This window comes from Sphingobium limneticum, assembly GCF_008710165.1.
In the GTDB taxonomy this organism is placed as follows: domain Bacteria; phylum Pseudomonadota; class Alphaproteobacteria; order Sphingomonadales; family Sphingomonadaceae; genus Sphingobium; species Sphingobium limneticum.
The window spans coordinates 137,144-152,672 of record NZ_VYQA01000005.1; the positions used below are offsets into that span (position 1 = coordinate 137,144).

Consider the following 15,529-nt stretch of genomic DNA (forward strand, 5'->3'; position numbering starts at 1 on the left):
CTCGAAACGAACGGGCAACGGGAACTAGATCACGTAGAAGCCGTGGGTGCCGTCGCGCTCCAGCTGGGCGACGAGGCCATATTCCCAATCGAGATAGGCCTGCATGGCGGCGGCCTTGTTGTCGGTGCCTTCATAGGGACGCTTGTAGCGACCCTCCGGTCCGCGCGGGGACGGTGCGCCGTCCGGGCCGCTTTCCAGCGTCGCCGCCGACCAGTCGACATCCAGCACGGATACGTCCCAACCCAGCTGCGCCAGCCAGGAGGCCGTCATGTCCGCGCGCACGCCGGTCGGATCGGTCACGACGATCCGGGCGCCGCGCACGGAGGCATTATGGTCGGTTTCCTGTACCAGCTGGCCGCCCTGCGCATTGCGGAAGCCGGGCAGATGGCCGCTTTCATATTCGCGCGGCTGGCGCACATCGTAGAGGTAGAGGGTACGGGCCGTGTCAGCCTTATACGCTTCCACTTCCGCCCAGCCGATCCGCTTGACCCCGGCGCGATAAGCGACGTCGCGGGCATGGGTGCGGGCTTCCTGCGTCGCGACATCGTCGATTTCCGGCGCGACACGGGTCTGGCCGGTTTCCAGCTGTTGCCCGGCCAGCGTCCAGCCGATCGTGCCGTTGCGCAGCGCGAACACCTTGTTGGGCACGCCGGCATTGACCAGCGACTGTGTGCCGATGATGGAGCGGGTACGGCCGGCGCAGTTGACGATGATGGTCGTGTCCGGGTCCGGCGCGATGGTGCGGGCCCGCAGCGCCAGTTCGGCGCCGGGCACGCTGGTCCCGGTCGGGATGCTCATCGTATTATATTCGTCGTAGCGGCGGGCATCGAGGATCTTGATGTCGGCCTTTTCATCGATCAGCGCCTGCACATCTTCGGCGGCGAGGCTGGGCGTATGGCGGCGATGTTCGACCAGTTCGCCGAATGCCTTGCTATAGCTGTTCACATCCTCGAACAGTTCGTAGCCGACGTCGCGCCATGCCGACAGGCCACCATCCAGTTCGCGCACATCGGTATAGCCAAGCGCTTCGAGGCGGACGGCGGCCTTGTGCGCCAACCCTTCGCCATTGTCATAGACGATGATCGGCGTCGCCAGGCGCGGGATGCGCCAGCGGGCTTCCTCATCGATGCGGCGCAAGGGGATCTGCGCGGCGAAGAGCGGGTGGCCCTGCGCAAATTCATGTTCCTCACGCACGTCGATGACGGCGATTTCGCTGCCCACCAGCAGGGCGTGGCGGATATCCTGCGGCGTGGCGGTCTGAATCTTGTCCAGCGTGTCGGTGGTCATGACTGTTTCGATCTGTCCCAGAGGTTGGGGATCACGCTGTTGGCGTAACCCGAAATGAAGGTCTTTGGCGTGCCGTCGAGGGCATAGGTCGCGCGCTCGACCGCGCCGATATTGGCGCCATAGACATGGATGCTGATGGAGGGCCGGTCGGACAGGCCATTGGTGACGCGGTGAATGTCGCCGATGCGCGGGGAGACGGCATCCACCTCCCCTTCGTGCAGCAGTTCCTCGCCCTCATCGACCAGCGCGCCGCTGGGCAGGCGGCGGAAGCTTTCCACCTTCTCAACCCCGCGCAACATGCCGATCAGGCCCCAGACGCTATGGTCGTGGATCGGCGTGGACTGGCCCGGTCCCCAGACGAAGCTGACGACGCTGAACCGTTCCCGACTATCGCAGTGGAGCAGATATTGCTGGTAGCGGTCGGGATTGGGCTGGGCGAATTCGTCAGGCAGCCAGTCGTCGGTGGCGATAAGGCGGCTGAGCAAGGCGCGGCCGCTTTCCAGTATAGCCTGCTCGTCGCGGGTGGCGGCCAGCAGGTCGGCGAAGGCCGTGACGAAACCGCGCAGGCGGTTCGTGTTGGGTGCCGTCACCGGCCGGTCGAGGGCGGCAAGCGCGCTCATTCGGCAGCGATAGCGAAGGGAACGACGCCCTCGCCATGGTCGTCGCCGCCCAGATGGGACAGCAGCTTTTCACGCAGGCGGCCGGCAAAGCTGGCGCGCTCGCCGCGCGGGGCGGTGATGCGTTCTTCGGCGACGATCCGGCCCTTGTCGAGGACCAGCACCCGGTCGGCGAGCGCGATCGCTTCTTCGACATCATGGGTGACGATCAGCACGGCGGGCTTGTGCGCGCGCCAGAGCGAGAGGACGAGGTCGTGCATGCGGTAGCGGGTCAGCGCGTCGAGCGCGGCGAACGGCTCGTCCAGCAGCAGCAGCTTGGGTTCGCGCACCAAGGCGCGGGCCAACGCCACGCGCTGCGCTTCGCCGCCCGACAGGGTCAGCGGCCAGGCGTCCAGGCGATGGCCGAGGCCCACTTCCTTGAGCGCCGCTTCGGCGCGATCGCGGCCGTTATTGCCTTTGAGGCCCAGCGAGACATTCTTCCACACCGGTTTCCAAGGCAGCAGGCGCGCATCCTGAAACACGACGGCGCGGGAGTCGGGGACTTCCACATCCTGACCACGCACCTCGTCGAGGCCAGCCAGGGTGCGCAGCAGCGTGGTCTTGCCAGACCCGGAGCGGCCCAGCACGGCGATGAATTCACCCGGTGCGATGTCGAGGTCCAGACCGTCGATGATGGTGTTGGCGCCGAAGCGCCGCGTAAAGTCGCGCAGGCGAACGACGGGTTCGGGGTGGGACTGGTGAGCCGCAAGGTCCACCGTGGAAAAACCGAGGTGAGCGTTCATGCTTATTGCTCCACTATGCTGGGGCGCCAGATCAGGGCGCGGGCTTCGATGGCACGGACCAGCCAGTCGGCGCCGAGGCCGAGAATGGCGTAGACCATGAGGCAGACGACGATGATGTCGGTCCGCATGAAATCGCGGGCATTGTTGATGAGGTAGCCAAGGCCGGCCGAGGCATTGATCTGCTCCGCCACGACCAGCACCAGGATCGACACCGACAAGGCGTAGCGAAGGCCGACCAGCAGTTGCGGCAGGGCCGAGGGCAGGACGACGTGCCAGATCTGCTCCCAGCGGCTGAGGCCGAAGCTCTTGGCCGCATCGAGCAGGCGCAGGTCCACGCTGCGGATGCCGCTATAGAGGTTGAGATAGACCGGGAAAATGGTGCCGAAGGCGATCAGCGCGACCTTGGGCGTTTCGCCGATGCCGAACCACACGATGAAGAGCGGGGTCAGCGCCAGCGCGGGAATGGTACGCTTGATCTGCATGAGCGGATCGACCGCCAGCTCGCCCGAGCGGGACAGGCCGGCGATCAGGCCGAGCGCAAGGCCCAAACCAACGCCGATCAGCAGGCCGACCGCGACGCGGGCGAAGGACACCAGCAGGTTCGAGGGCAGTTCGCCGGAAATCACCATCTCCAGCAGGGTGCCCAGCACAGCGGACGGCGCCGCCAGTGTCCGCTCCGGGATCAGGCCGATCCGCGAGCCGGCCTCCCACAAGAGCAGCAGCAGCACCGGCGACAGCCAGCGCCCGCCGAAGCGCGACAGCGAGAAAGGCCGGCGCGTCGATGCCGACCGGCCCCGCGCCGCCTGTGATGTATCATTGATCGTCAAAACCGCCATGTCCGGCCCTTTATCTAACTGCGGACAAGCCCATCATGTATTGTCTACCGTTTCAATTAAGTTTTTCTTGGTCGACCTATCAGCATTGATCATAGGTGGCATTTCACCGCCGTTGCTGGGCGCATTGTCGCCGGAATAGGCGGTTTTCCGGGCATGGCTCGTTCTGGCCAAGTTTTTCCTCGGGCTTTTAAATCTCTACTATTTTGATTGATATATAAGCATCGGCGATAAGCCATATTCCGTTTCCGGCATCGGATCGGTTCCTCCCATTTCGAAAAATCAAGGGGTTCATCGTGCCGGTCAATTTGCCGACCAATTTGTTGCGCAGCTTCGTCGCCATCGTAGACACCGGGTCGATGCTCAACGCATCGGAACAGGTGTTCGTGACGCAATCCGCCCTCAGCCTGCAAATCAAGCGGCTAGAGGAGCTGGTGCAGCAGACGCTGTTCCTGCGCGAAGGGCGCCGGCTGAACCTGACGGCGGCGGGCACGGTACTGCTGGACTATGCGCGGCGCGTGCTGTTGTTGCATGACGAGGCGGTTGCCGCGGTCAGCGCCGGGCGCTTCGCCGGGCCGGCGCGGATCGGCATGGTGCAGGATTTCGCCGACACGCTGCTGTCCGGGCTGTTGTCGCGCTTTGCCGAACTGCACCCCGATGCGCAAATCTATGCGCGCGTGGCCGGGACAGCGGAATTGCAGGCCCTGCTGGAGCGGCGGGAGCTGGATATCGTGCTGGGCTTTGCTGCGCCCAATGATGCGCATGCGGTGACGGTCGCGCCGATGAGCTGGTATGGCGACACGCATCTGGTCGATCGGGAGGTCATTCCGCTGGCCGTGCTGGAAGAGCCGTGCCGCTTCCGCGAAGCCGCGATCCGGGCGCTGGAGGATGCAGGGCTGCAATGGCGCATCGCGGTGGAGACGCCCAATCTGGCGACGTTGAAGGCCGCCGTGGGCGCAGGATTGGGCGTGACATGCCGCACGCATCTGTTCCTGGAAGAGACGCAGGCATTGGAGCATGACCGGTTGCCACCGCTGCCGCGCGTGGCCGCGATCCTGCGGTCGGGCGACAAACTGGACAAGGCCGCGAACCGGCTGGCCGAACTGGCGCGGGAGACGGTCGAGGCGCTCTGATAGCGACAAGCCGTTATGTGAACTTGTAGCTTCACGTTCCCCGGCGCAGGCCGGGGTCCAGATCCACCGTCTGAACTGGACCCCGGCCTTCGCCGGGGACCGCTACATATCAATCAGAGGATCGCCTCCTCTACTGCCCTCAATATCCCCGTGCCGGATCGACGATGTCGCTCGGCGCCTCGCCTCGCGCGAAACGCGAAATATCGTCGCGCACCTTCTCCAGCAGGCGATGGCGCACCAGCGTATGGTTGCTGGAGACATGCGGCGTCAGGCGCACGCGCGGATGGGTGTAGAGCGGATGCCCCTCGGGCAGCGGTTCGGGATCGGTGACGTCCAGCGTCGCGAAGCCGGGTCCGCCCTCCCCGTCCAGCGCCTGGATCAGCGCGTCCTGATCGATCACCGATCCGCGCGCGACGTTGATGATATGCGCACCGGGCTTCACCTTGGCGAGCAGGTCCGCGTCGAACAGGTGCCGCGTCTGCGGCGTGGCTGGCACCGCGATGATGATATGGTCGGCGCGCGATACCAGCGTGTCGATGTCGCCGACATGCTCCACGCCGCTGATGCCCGATTGCCCACCCGTGCGGCGCAGGCCGACGACCTGCGCGTCCAGCGCCAGACCGCGTTTCGCCACAGCCTGACCGATGGCGCCCAGACCGACGATGCCGATCGTGGTGCCCGATACCCGGCCGAGCGGAACGTTGACCCATTGCGCGCGCGAACGGGCGGTGATCGCCTCCAGATTCTTGGCATGGGCGTAGATGGCGGCGATGACATAGTCGGCAATCTCGTCCGACGCGACGCCGCGGCCGCAGGTGACGAGCGGCGCGTCGAGCAGCCATTGCGGATAGAAATCGATCCCGGCCGACGCGCTATAGACCCATTTCAGCCGGCCCGGCCAGGCGGGAGGACGTTGAATGGACGGCTGCCGCCAGGATGGCGACGGACGGATCAACAGCAGATCCGCCTGGGCAGCGGCAGCCCAGGGTTCATCCTCCGCCACGTCGATCAGGGTCGGCGCGATCGGATGCTGGCTGAGCCCCTGGTTGAAATCGGCATCAAGCTGGCTGGCGATGATCAATGACATGTCAGTTCCCAAGCGCCGCACGACCGGCGGCGATCAATATGGTGTCGGTCTGCGGCGAGTGGATGCGGCTGCACAACACATCGCGATAATGGCGTTCGAGCGGGTTCTTCCGGCTGATGCCGGGATTGCCGGTGAGTTCGAGGCCGATTTCCACCGCGCGGATGGCATTGGCGGTGGCGAGATATTTGATGTTGTTCACTTCGATCGCGCTGGGCGGGTCGCCGGCTTCATGCCTGGCGGCGGCGTCGCGGATGAGCGTGCGGTTGACCTGCAACAGCGCCTCTATCTCGCCGAATTTTTCCTGCACGCGCGGCAGGGTGGCGAGCGACGCGCCCAGATTGGTCGGCACCCGATCATTGAGATAGGCGCGCAGCCAGTCGCGCGCAGCCCGCGCGACGCCGTCATAGATGGTCGAGATGGCGAGCGCGTTCCAGATGGCAAGGCCCGGATCGCCCGCCCCTGTCGCCCATTGCGCAGGCAGGCGGATATCGACCGCATGGTCGAGCGGCGTGGGCGTATCGGTAAAATGGACCGCATGGCTGACGGTCGCGCGCATGCCCAGATGATCCCAGGCGGGTTCGATATCGATACCCGCGCTGTCCGACCGGACCAGGAAATTGCCGACGCGCGGCTCTGCCTCATCCGTCTTGGCCCAGACCGAAAACCAGTCGAGGCCGGTCGAGCCGGTGGAATAGATTTTCGTGCCGGTCAGCGCCCAGCCATCGGCGGTACGCCGCGCGATGGTCGCGGGCAGGCCGCCGCGCACCGGCGTGCCCAGTTCCGGCTCCACCCGCAGACCGCCGATCAGGCCCCTGCCCGCCACGGCATCGCGCGCCAGCCGCTCGTAAATTTCCTGCGGCCAGGTGCGTGCGCGGGTCGGCGTGGCATGATAATGATAGGTCATGAAGAGGATCAGCGCCGTCGACGGGTCGCCCTTCGCCACCGCGCCCAGCACCCGGATCGCCTCGACCAGGCCAGCGCCCCGGCCGCCCAGTTCACGCGGCACGGTCAGGCCGATCAGCCCTTCGCTCGCCAGATAATCGAAACTGGCGCGGGGAAATTCGCCGCTGCGGTCGTAATGTTCCGCTTTTTCGGCGAGACGCCGGGTCAGCCGATCGAGTTGGTCCGCGCTGAGCGGGCCGGTCGGCTTGATCTGCGCATCGTCTTGCTGAATTGCCTGTGTGGCCATGATGGTTCAGCCTCTCTTGGGAATGGCATCATTGAAGCGCGCGTCCCAGAGCGGTCGCACATCGACCGCCTTGGGCAACAGCTTCTGCTGATAGAAAAGATCCGCGACCTGTTGCTGCGAGGCGATCGCCTCATCCGTGACGGGGCGCAGTTCATAGCTGGCGCTCTTGCGCTTGAACTGGTCGCGCACATAATCCAGCGGTACACCGATATCCTTGGCGATGATGGCGGCCCATTCATCCTGATGCGCCACCGCCCAGCCATAGGCTTTTTGCAGCAGCGCCAGATAATCGCCGATCAGTTTCGACTTTTCCGGATCGGCCAGGGCATCGACATGGGCGGACACCAGATAATTGCCCGACAATATGCCATAAGCGGTCTTGAGCACGCGCGCGCCCTCCGTCGCGATGGCGCGCTGGATCGGGAAGCCGTAGATAGCCCAGGCATCGAGCGCGCCCTGCGAGAAGGCGGCCGCGCCGTCCGACACGCCCATCGCAACCGGCGTGATATCGTCCCAGCTAAGGCCGACCTCCTCCAGAATCCGGATCAGGAAATATTGCGATGTGGTGGCGCGGACATAGCCGACACGCTTGCCCTTCAGGTCGGCGATGCCCTTCGCCTTCGATCCCTTGGGCACCAGAACGACCTGATTATTGACGTCGCCATGGGTGACGGCGATCTGGCGAAAGCTCTGGATCGTGGAGGCGGCCGCGAAAATGGGCGGAATTTCGCTCATCCCGCCAAAGTCGAGCGAACCGCCGTTCAGAGCCTCTACCACCAGATGGCCGGACTGAAATTCGCTATAGGCGAGGTCGAACCCTTCGGGCACGATACCCGCTGCCTTGAACAACAGCCGCGCATCGCCATCCCCCTTGCCGGTGATGGAGATACGCAATTTCGGTTTGCCATCCTTGCCCGCACTGCATCCGGCCAGGATCAGGCAGGAGGCCGCACCCGCGCCGATGAACGCGCGCCGCGACAGCCGATCAGCGACCATGCGCACCATCACGGATCGGACCGCCGGCGCGTTCGAACAGGACCACGTCCGGATCGCGCAGAAATTCCCGGCGTGCCGCTTCGCGCAGGCGCGCCCATCGCGGGGCCAGGGAACGCAACAGGGGCATGATCGTCCTTCCTTCAAATGCAGATAGGACTTTATCTATTTTAGCAGTAGAGATATGTCCCACAAGCAATGCTGGTGGAACCATTAGAAATGCTTGATCCATGCTGAAGGTCGATCATGTCGCCATCATAGGCGGCGGGTTCAGCGGCGTGTTGCTGGCGATCAACCTGCTGCGCCATGGCAATGTGCGCGTGACGCTGGTGGAGCGGCGGCCCGATCGGCTGGGGCGCGGCCTGGCCTATGGCGCGGCGCAGGCGGACCATATCCTGAACGTGCGCGCCGCGAACATGAGCGCGCTGCCCGACCAGCCTGGCCATTTCGTGGACTGGCTGGCGGCGCAGGGCCTGGGTCAGGCGGGCAGTTTCGCGACCCGGCGCGATTATGGCACCTATCTATGCGCGATGCTGGACGAAGCGCGGGCGACGGCGGGCGAGCGGTTCGCCATTCTGGCCGATGAGGCGATCGACCTGACCGTGCGGGATGATGGCGCCTTTGTCGCTCTGCGATCGGGCGACATGCTGGAAGCGGACGTCGCGGTGATCGCGCCGGGCAATCTGCCGCCGCATGACCTGCCCGCGTTCGTCGGGCTTGATCGCCCCGCTTATGTCAACGATCCCTGGGCGGCGGATATCGCCACGGGCCTCGGGCAGGACGACGTCCTGCTGCTGCTGGGCAGTGGCCTGACCGCCGTGGATTGCGCGCTGAGCCTGGATAGTGCGGGCTATGAGGGCAGGATCGTCGCCTTGTCGCGCCGTGGCCTGGCCCCCCAGGCCCATGCCCCCGCCCAGCCCTATGCCGCGCGCCAGGAACGCCCCGTCGGCCCGGCCTCCGCGCTGGTGCGCACGGTGCGCGATCGGGCGGCCGAGATCGGCTGGCGGAACGCCGTCGACGAACTGCGCCCCTTCACCCCCGACATGTGGCGCGCGGCCAGTGCGAACGAACGCAGCCGCTTCCTGCGCCATATGCGTCCTTATTGGGACGTGCATCGCCATCGCGTGGCACCCGGCGTGGCGGAGCGGCTGGACGGGTTGCGCGCACAGGGCCGGCTGGAGGTGCGGGCCGCGAAGGTAGCGACGGCTGTGCCAGATGGCGACGGGCTGTTGATCGGGCTGCGAGCGCGCGGCGCTGCGACCAGCACGACGTTGAAGGTGGCGCGCGTGGTCAATTGTACCGGGCCGTTGGGCGACCTGCGGCGCGTGACCGATCCGTTGCTGCGCAACCTGTTCGACCGGGGCGACATCCGGCCCGATCCTTTGGCGATCGGCATCGATGTGGATCGCCAGTGCCGCGCCATCGCCGCCCATGGCGACGCGCAGGCGCGATTGCATATCGTCGGCCCGATGACCCGCGGCGCCCATTGGGAAATCGTCGCCGTGCCGGACATAAGGCGGCAGGTCTGGACTTTGGCGCGGGAGCTGACCAGCGCCCATTGGGTGGAGGCGGAGGGCCTTTAGTATTTATCCAAATCATAAATGACCGACCAGTCCGCGTTGGTGCCTTGCCCGGCCGAGCCCTAATTTGCGTCTTTCAACTTCTCCTGGAAAGGACGCTCCATGGCCCAACAGCGGCATATCAAGCTCGGCTTCATCCTGCATGGCGTGGGGCGCACCTGGAATGACTGGCGCCACCCCGATCGCGACGGCAATGCCAGCACCAGCCTGGCCCAATATCAGAAGCAGGCCGCGACCGCAGAGCGCGGCAAGTTCGATTTCCTGTTCGTCGCCGACAGTCTGTCGATCAACGAGAAATCCAGCCCGCATTATCTCAACCGGTTCGAGCCGATCACGATCCTGTCCGCGCTGGCGGCCACCACATCGCGCATCGGCCTGGTTGCCACGCTGACGGTCAGCTATTCCGAACCCTTCAACGTCGCGCGCCAGTTCGCATCGCTCGATCATCTGAGCGGCGGGCGCGCGGGTTGGAATGTCGTCACCTCCTGGCTGGGCGATACCGCCGCCAATTTCAGCAAGGCCGAACATCCCGCCCATGCCGTGCGCTATCGCATCGCGGGCGAATATCTGGATGTCGTGCAGGGTCTGTGGGACAGTTGGGAGAATGGTGCCCATGTCGCCGACAAGGAAAGCGGCCAATTCGTCGATCCCGACAAGCTGCATCGGCTGGATCACAAGGGCGAATTCTTCCAGGTGCGCGGGCCGCTGAACATCAAGCGCACGCCGCAGGGGCAGCCGGTCATTTTCCAGGCGGGCGCGTCGGATGACGGCCGCGCCTTTGCCGCCAAGCGGGCGGAGGTGATCTTCACCCATGCCGCCACGCAGGAGGATGGGCAGGCCTATTATGCCGACGTCAAAGGCCGGGCCAAGGGCTTCGGCCGCGATGCCGACCAGTTGTTCATCCTGCCCGGCGTCGCGCCGATCGTGGGCGATACCGACGAGGACGCCGAGGCGCGCTATCGCGAACTGGCGGCGCTGGAGTCGATCGACACCGGCCTTGGCAATCTGTCGCGCACCTTCAACGACCATGATTTTCGCCAATATGTTCTGGACGCGCCCTTCCCGGACGTCGAGCATATCGGCCTCAACAGCCAGCAGAGCGGTACGCTGCGCATCCTGGCGCAGGTGCGGGCGGAAAATCTGACCCTGCGCCAGATAGCCGAGCGGCTGGCGACCCCGCGCGGCGATTTTGTCGGGTCGGCCGAGACGGTGGCCGACCGGTTGCAGGCCTGGTTCGAAAGCGGCGCGGCGGACGGCTTCGTGCTGTTCGAGCCGTTGCCGGGCCAGCTGGACCTGTTCGTGGACAAGGTGATCCCGATCCTGCAGGCGCGTGGCTTGTTCCGCACCGACTATGAAGGCACGACCTTCCGCGAGCATCTGGGCCTGCCGGTACCGGACAATCGCTACACCGCGGCGCAATCGGCAAAGAGCGCAGCATAAAAATAAAGGGGGCCGGCGATTGCGATCGCCGGCCCCCTTTCCTATTTCCGTGGATCAATTGGGCCTTGGGTCCAGCCCGCCCATAAGCACCTTCACCATCGCCTCCGAAATTTGCGCGGGCGTCAGCGCCCCCTTGGGATCATACCAGCGGCCCGGCCAGTTGAGCGCGCCAGCCAGGGTGAAGGCGGTCATCTTGACGTCGATCGAGCCGATCGATCCATCCTCCACCGCCTCGGTCAAGATCTGGCGCATGGCGACGTCGATCTTCTTCTTGAGCGCGCGATAGCGCGGCAGGCTTTCGCGCGAGAGCGCTTCCTCCCCGGTGCGCGACACGCAGATGCCGAAATCGTCCATATTGATTTCGACATAGCGGCGCAGGAATTTCACCAGCCTGTCCCGACCATTGCCCGGCTCCGCCCGCGCATCGTCGGCCGCTGCCAGCAATTGCTCCAGCCCGATGGTGATGCACTCCAACAGCACCTGATCCTTGTTCGCCAGATAATGGTATATGGTGCGTTTCGATATGCCGAGGCTGGCCGCCACATCGTCCAGCGAGGTCGCGAAAAACCCCCGTTCGTTGAACATCCGCACGGCCGCGCGCAGCACGGCGTCGCGCTTGGCGGCCCTGTCCGCTTCTTTCTGCGCCGCATTTCTGAAGGGTGAATTCTGCATGGCCCGACCATTGACAGGAAACCCGTAGAAGCACAATACACTCGTGAGTGCATATTGATCGAACGAGTTTCTTGATTCGACCGAAGCGAGAAGAGGATTGCCGATGGACATCAACGGAGTGGGCGCGATCGTGACCGGCGGGGCTTCCGGGCTGGGCGGCGCTACGGCGGCACGACTGGCGAAAGCCGGCGCGAAAGTAACGATCTTCGACCTGAACGCGCAGATGGGCGAGGCCCATGCCAAAGCGATCGGCGCGCGCTTCGTGCAGGTCAACGTCACCGATGAAGCGGCGATCGAACAGGCGATCGAGCAGGCCGAAGCGCTGAACGGCAAGGCCCGCATTCTTGCCAACTGCGCCGGCATCGGCCCGCCGGCCAAGGTCATCGACCGCGACGGCAAGGCGATCCCGCTGGCAGACTTCTCGAAAATCCTGACCGTCAATCTGATCGGCAGCTTCAACGTCCTGTCCAAATTCGCCGCGCGCATCATCGATGCGGACACGGTGGGCGTTGAGGAACGCGGCGTCATCATCAACACCGCCAGCGTCGCGGCTTTTGACGGGCAGATCGGTCAGGCGGCCTATAGCGCGTCCAAGGGCGGGATCGTCGGCATGACCCTGCCCATAGCGCGCGAATTTGCGCGCTACGGCATTCGCGTCATGACGATCGCGCCGGGCATCTTCCTGACACCTTTGCTCGCGACATTGCCGCAGGAAGCGCAGGATTCGCTGGGCAAGCAGGTGCCCTTCCCCACGCGCCTCGGCCAGCCGGACGAGTTCGCGCTGATGGTCGAGCAGATCGTCGCCAATCCGATGCTGAACGGCGAAGTCATCCGGCTGGACGGCGCGATCCGGATGGCACCGCGATGAGCGGCGCCCAAAATGGGGCAGGCGCGGAGCGTACCGCGGCCATCGCCGCGAAGGTCGAAGCGTTCGTCCGCGATATCGTCGCCCCCTATGAGCAGGATCCGCGCAGGGACCATCATGATTGCCCCAGCGAAGAGCTGATCGACGAGTTGAAGGAGAAGGCGCGCATCGCCGGCGTACTGACGCCCCACATTTTGAGCGACGGTAGTCACCTCAACCAGCGGGAAACCGCGATCGTGCTGGCCAAGACCGGCCTGTCGCCGCTGGGGCCGCTGGCCTGCAACACCGCGGCGCCCGACGAGGGCAACATGTATCTGCTGGGCAAGGTCGGCAGCGCGGAAATCAAGGATCGCTTCCTGAAGCCGCTGGTGGAGGGGCGCACCCGTTCGGCCTTCTTCATGACCGAGCCGGCGATGGAGGGCGGCGCCGGATCCGACCCGTCGATGATGCGGACGACCTGCGTCCAGGACGGCAATCATTGGGTGATCAACGGGCGCAAGGCGTTCATCACCGGGGCACAGGGGGCCGGGATCGGCATCGTCATGGCGAAGTCCGCAGACGGCGCCTGCATGTTCCTGGTCGACCTGCCCGACCCGGCGATCCGTATCGACCATATTCCCAACACGATCGACAGTTCGATGCCGGGCGGCCACGCCGTGCTGACCATCGACAATTTGCGCGTGCCCGCCGACCAGATGCTGGGCCATGCGGGCGAAGGCTTCCAATATGCGCAGGTGCGGCTCAGCCCGGCGCGGCTGTCGCACTGCATGCGCTGGCTGGGCGCGTGCATCCGCGCGAACGAGATTGCGAGCGATTATGCAAATCGCCGCATGGCATTCGGCAAGACGCTGATCGACCATGAAGGCGTCGGCTTCATGCTGGCGGACAATCTGATCGACCTGAAACAGGCCGAATTGATGATCGATTGGTGCGCGGGCGTGCTGGATGGCGGATCGCTCGGCACGGCGGAAAGCTCCATGGCGAAGGTTGCGGTGTCCGAGGCGCTGATGCGGGTCGCCGACCGATGCGTGCAGGTGATGGGCGGCACGGGCCTGACCAGCGACACGATCGTCGAGCAGGTGTTCCGGGAAATCCGCGCCTTCCGCATTTATGACGGCCCGACCGAAGTGCATAAATGGAGCCTGGCCAAGAAGATCAAGCGCGACTGGAAGACGGCACAGTCGGAGATGGCGGCATGAGCGCTTTGGGCGACGATGCCAATGCCGGCACCACGGCGGTGCGCGATGCCTATCGTTTCGATGAGGCCGCACTGGCGCGCTGGATGGCGGATCATGTCGAGGGTTATCGGGGGCCGCTGACCGTCGAACAGTTCAAGGGCGGACAGTCCAACCCGACCTACAAGCTGGTGACGCCGGGCCGCAATTACGTGCTGCGCCGCAAACCGCCGGGCGACACGCTGAAAGGCGCGCATGCGGTCGATCGCGAGGCGCGGGTGCTGAGCGCGCTGGGCGGCGTCGGCTTTCCGGTGGCGCATGTCTTTGGCCTTTGCACGGACGAAAGCGTCATCGGCAGCTGGTTCTATGTGATGGACATGGTCGAGGGGCGCATCTTCTGGGACGCGACATTCCCGTCTGTGTCGAACGCAGAGCGGCCGGCCTATTTCGACGCGATGAATGCGGCGATCGCGCAATTGCATGGCATTGATTATGCCGCGATCGGTCTGGGAGATTATGGCAAGCCGGGCAATTATTTCGCGCGGCAGATCGGCCGCTGGTCCCGCCAATATCTGGACGATCAGGATGCCGGGCGCGATCCGGACATGGATGCACTGATCGCCTGGCTGCCGGAGAATATTCCGGCGGGCGAGGAAAGCAGCATCGTCCATGGCGATTTCCGCTGCGACAATATGATATTCCACCCTACCGAGCCGCGCGTGCTCGCGGTGCTGGACTGGGAATTGTCGACGCTGGGCCATCCGCTGGCCGATTTCGCCTATCATGCGATGATGTACCAGATGCCGCCCGATATCGTGGCGGGGCTGGGCGGCGTGGATATCGGCGCGCTGAATATCCCGAGCGAGGCGGACTATGTCGCGGCTTATTGCGCGCGGACCGGGCGGACCGGCATCGCCCATTGGGATTTCTACATCGCCTTCAACTATTTCCGGCTGGCGGCGATCTTCCACGGCATCAAGGGGCGTGTGATCCGGGGCACGGCGGCGTCCGCCCATGCGCGCGAACGGGCCAAGGCCCTGCCCCGCCTCTCCGCGCTGGCGCGCCAATCGATGGAGAAATGCGCATGAGCGAGGCCCCAGTGACCGTCGCGATCGACGGTGCCATCGCCATGCTGACGCTGAACCGCCCGGCGGCCGGCAATACCGTCAATCAGGCGCTGGCCGATGCGCTGCTGGATGCGGCAATCCAGTGCGACAATGATCCGGCCATTCGCTGCGTTATATTGACCGGTAATGGCAAGCTGTTCTGCGGCGGCGGGGACATATCCGCCTTCGACGCGGCGGGCGATCAGGTGCCGGCTTTTCTCAGCCGGCTGGCCGGTACGCTGCATATGGCGGTGAGCCGGTTGCTGCGGATGGGCAAGCCATTGCTGGTTGCAGTGAACGGCCCGGCGGCGGGTGCGGGCCTGAGCCTCGCCATAGCGGGCGATGTCGTGATTGCCGCGCAATCGGCGCATTTCATCGCGGCCTATGGCAGCGTCGGCCTGACGCCCGATGGCGGCATGTCCTGGCTGTTGCCCCGCCATGTGGGCTTGCGCCGCGCGCAGGAGATCATCCTGACCAACCGCAAGGTCACGGCCGACGAAGCCGCCGCTATCGGCATTGTGACGCGCACCGTGGCCGACGATGATTTTGCCGCGGAGGTGGCGAAGACCGCCCGGATGCTGGCCGATGGACCGACCGGCGCGATCGCGGGCGCGCGAGCGCTGCTGCTGGAAAGCGCCAGCAGCCCGCTCGAAGCGCAGCTTGAGCGCGAGACGCGCAGCATCGCCGCGGCAGGCGGCAGCGGCGAATGTCGCGAGGGCGTCGCCGCCTTCCTTGGCCGCCGAAAGCCAGACTTTTCAGGAGACGCATGA

Annotated in this window: 16 protein-coding genes; 7 read left to right on the forward strand and 9 right to left on the reverse strand. The window is 65.1% G+C overall.

The annotated features are described in order from the left end of the window. Positions 1 to 24: 24 nt before the first annotated feature. The 4 genes from F4U95_RS08620 to F4U95_RS08635 are packed head-to-tail and all read right to left on the reverse strand — an operon-like array spanning position 25 to position 3,414. Complete coding sequence (locus F4U95_RS08620) at positions 25 to 1,287, reverse strand: rhodanese-like domain-containing protein (RefSeq protein ID WP_150425368.1); 1,263 nt, start codon at positions 1,285 to 1,287, stop codon at positions 25 to 27. Further along, a complete protein-coding gene (locus tag F4U95_RS08625) occupies positions 1,284 to 1,907 on the reverse strand; it encodes a cysteine dioxygenase family protein (RefSeq protein WP_150425369.1) in 624 nt (207 codons plus the stop codon). Before F4U95_RS08625 ends, F4U95_RS08620 begins: the two co-directional genes overlap by 4 nt. After that, complete coding sequence (locus F4U95_RS08630) at positions 1,904 to 2,686, reverse strand: ABC transporter ATP-binding protein (RefSeq protein WP_150425370.1); 783 nt, start codon at positions 2,684 to 2,686, stop codon at positions 1,904 to 1,906. Before F4U95_RS08630 ends, F4U95_RS08625 begins: the two co-directional genes overlap by 4 nt. A 2-nt stretch (positions 2,687 to 2,688) precedes the next feature. After that, positions 2,689 to 3,414: an ABC transporter permease gene (locus tag F4U95_RS08635; RefSeq protein ID WP_197716448.1), complete on the reverse strand. Its 726-nt coding sequence runs from the start codon at positions 3,412 to 3,414 to the stop codon at positions 2,689 to 2,691. 401 nt (positions 3,415 to 3,815) lie between these two features. On the opposite strand from F4U95_RS08635, the gene F4U95_RS08640 reads away from it, so the two are divergent. After that, on the forward strand, positions 3,816 to 4,652 hold the full coding sequence (locus F4U95_RS08640) for a LysR substrate-binding domain-containing protein (protein ID WP_120250292.1): 837 nt from the start codon (positions 3,816 to 3,818) through the stop codon (positions 4,650 to 4,652). A 139-nt stretch (positions 4,653 to 4,791) separates the two neighbouring features. Here the strand turns inward: F4U95_RS08640 and F4U95_RS08645 are convergent, their stop codons facing one another. From F4U95_RS08645 to F4U95_RS24770, 4 genes are read right to left on the reverse strand one after another with little or no spacing between them, the layout of a single operon-like run. After that, positions 4,792 to 5,739 carry a D-isomer specific 2-hydroxyacid dehydrogenase family protein gene (locus F4U95_RS08645; RefSeq protein ID WP_150425371.1) on the reverse strand — a complete coding sequence of 316 codons (948 nt, stop codon included), beginning with the start codon at positions 5,737 to 5,739 and terminating at the stop codon, positions 4,792 to 4,794. A 1-nt stretch (position 5,740) separates the two neighbouring features. Next, on the reverse strand, positions 5,741 to 6,928 hold the full coding sequence (locus F4U95_RS08650) for an acyl-CoA dehydrogenase family protein (RefSeq protein WP_150425372.1): 1,188 nt from the start codon (positions 6,926 to 6,928) through the stop codon (positions 5,741 to 5,743). Between the two features lie 6 nt (positions 6,929 to 6,934). Further along, on the reverse strand, positions 6,935 to 7,924 hold the full coding sequence (locus tag F4U95_RS08655) for an ABC transporter substrate-binding protein (protein WP_150425373.1): 990 nt from the start codon (positions 7,922 to 7,924) through the stop codon (positions 6,935 to 6,937). Then, the gene (locus F4U95_RS24770) at positions 7,914 to 8,051 is read right to left on the reverse strand and encodes a hypothetical protein (protein WP_170267481.1); all 138 of its coding nucleotides are present in this window, start codon (positions 8,049 to 8,051) and stop codon (positions 7,914 to 7,916) included. The genes F4U95_RS08655 and F4U95_RS24770 overlap by 11 nt, the downstream gene beginning before the upstream one ends. A 100-nt stretch (positions 8,052 to 8,151) precedes the next feature. Between F4U95_RS24770 and F4U95_RS08660 the strand changes: the two genes are divergently transcribed. Further along, positions 8,152 to 9,504, forward strand: a complete 1,353-nt coding sequence (locus F4U95_RS08660) for an FAD/NAD(P)-binding protein (RefSeq protein WP_150425374.1) — start codon at positions 8,152 to 8,154, stop codon at positions 9,502 to 9,504. Positions 9,505 to 9,603: 99 nt separating this feature from the next. Further along, positions 9,604 to 10,941 (forward strand): LLM class flavin-dependent oxidoreductase, encoded by a 1,338-nt coding sequence (locus F4U95_RS08665; protein WP_150425375.1) that lies wholly within the window; start codon positions 9,604 to 9,606, stop codon positions 10,939 to 10,941. Between the two features lie 54 nt (positions 10,942 to 10,995). Here F4U95_RS08665 and F4U95_RS08670 read toward each other — a convergent pair whose 3' ends face one another. Further along, the gene (locus F4U95_RS08670) at positions 10,996 to 11,613 is read right to left on the reverse strand and encodes a TetR/AcrR family transcriptional regulator (RefSeq protein WP_150425376.1); all 618 of its coding nucleotides are present in this window, start codon (positions 11,611 to 11,613) and stop codon (positions 10,996 to 10,998) included. A gap of 103 nt (positions 11,614 to 11,716) precedes the next feature. On the opposite strand from F4U95_RS08670, the gene F4U95_RS08675 reads away from it, so the two are divergent. From F4U95_RS08675 to F4U95_RS08690, 4 genes are read left to right on the forward strand one after another with little or no spacing between them, the layout of a single operon-like run. Further along, the gene (locus F4U95_RS08675; protein WP_150425377.1) at positions 11,717 to 12,481 is read left to right on the forward strand and encodes an SDR family NAD(P)-dependent oxidoreductase; all 765 of its coding nucleotides are present in this window, start codon (positions 11,717 to 11,719) and stop codon (positions 12,479 to 12,481) included. Next, entirely contained in the window at positions 12,478 to 13,677 is a 1,200-nt protein-coding gene (locus tag F4U95_RS08680) for an acyl-CoA dehydrogenase family protein (RefSeq protein ID WP_150425378.1), read from the forward strand. Before F4U95_RS08675 ends, F4U95_RS08680 begins: the two co-directional genes overlap by 4 nt. Continuing rightward, a complete protein-coding gene (locus tag F4U95_RS08685; RefSeq protein WP_150425379.1) occupies positions 13,674 to 14,741 on the forward strand; it encodes a phosphotransferase in 1,068 nt (355 codons plus the stop codon). Before F4U95_RS08680 ends, F4U95_RS08685 begins: the two co-directional genes overlap by 4 nt. Then, entirely contained in the window at positions 14,732 to 15,529 is a 798-nt protein-coding gene (locus tag F4U95_RS08690) for an enoyl-CoA hydratase/isomerase family protein (RefSeq protein ID WP_150425380.1), read from the forward strand. Before F4U95_RS08685 ends, F4U95_RS08690 begins: the two co-directional genes overlap by 10 nt.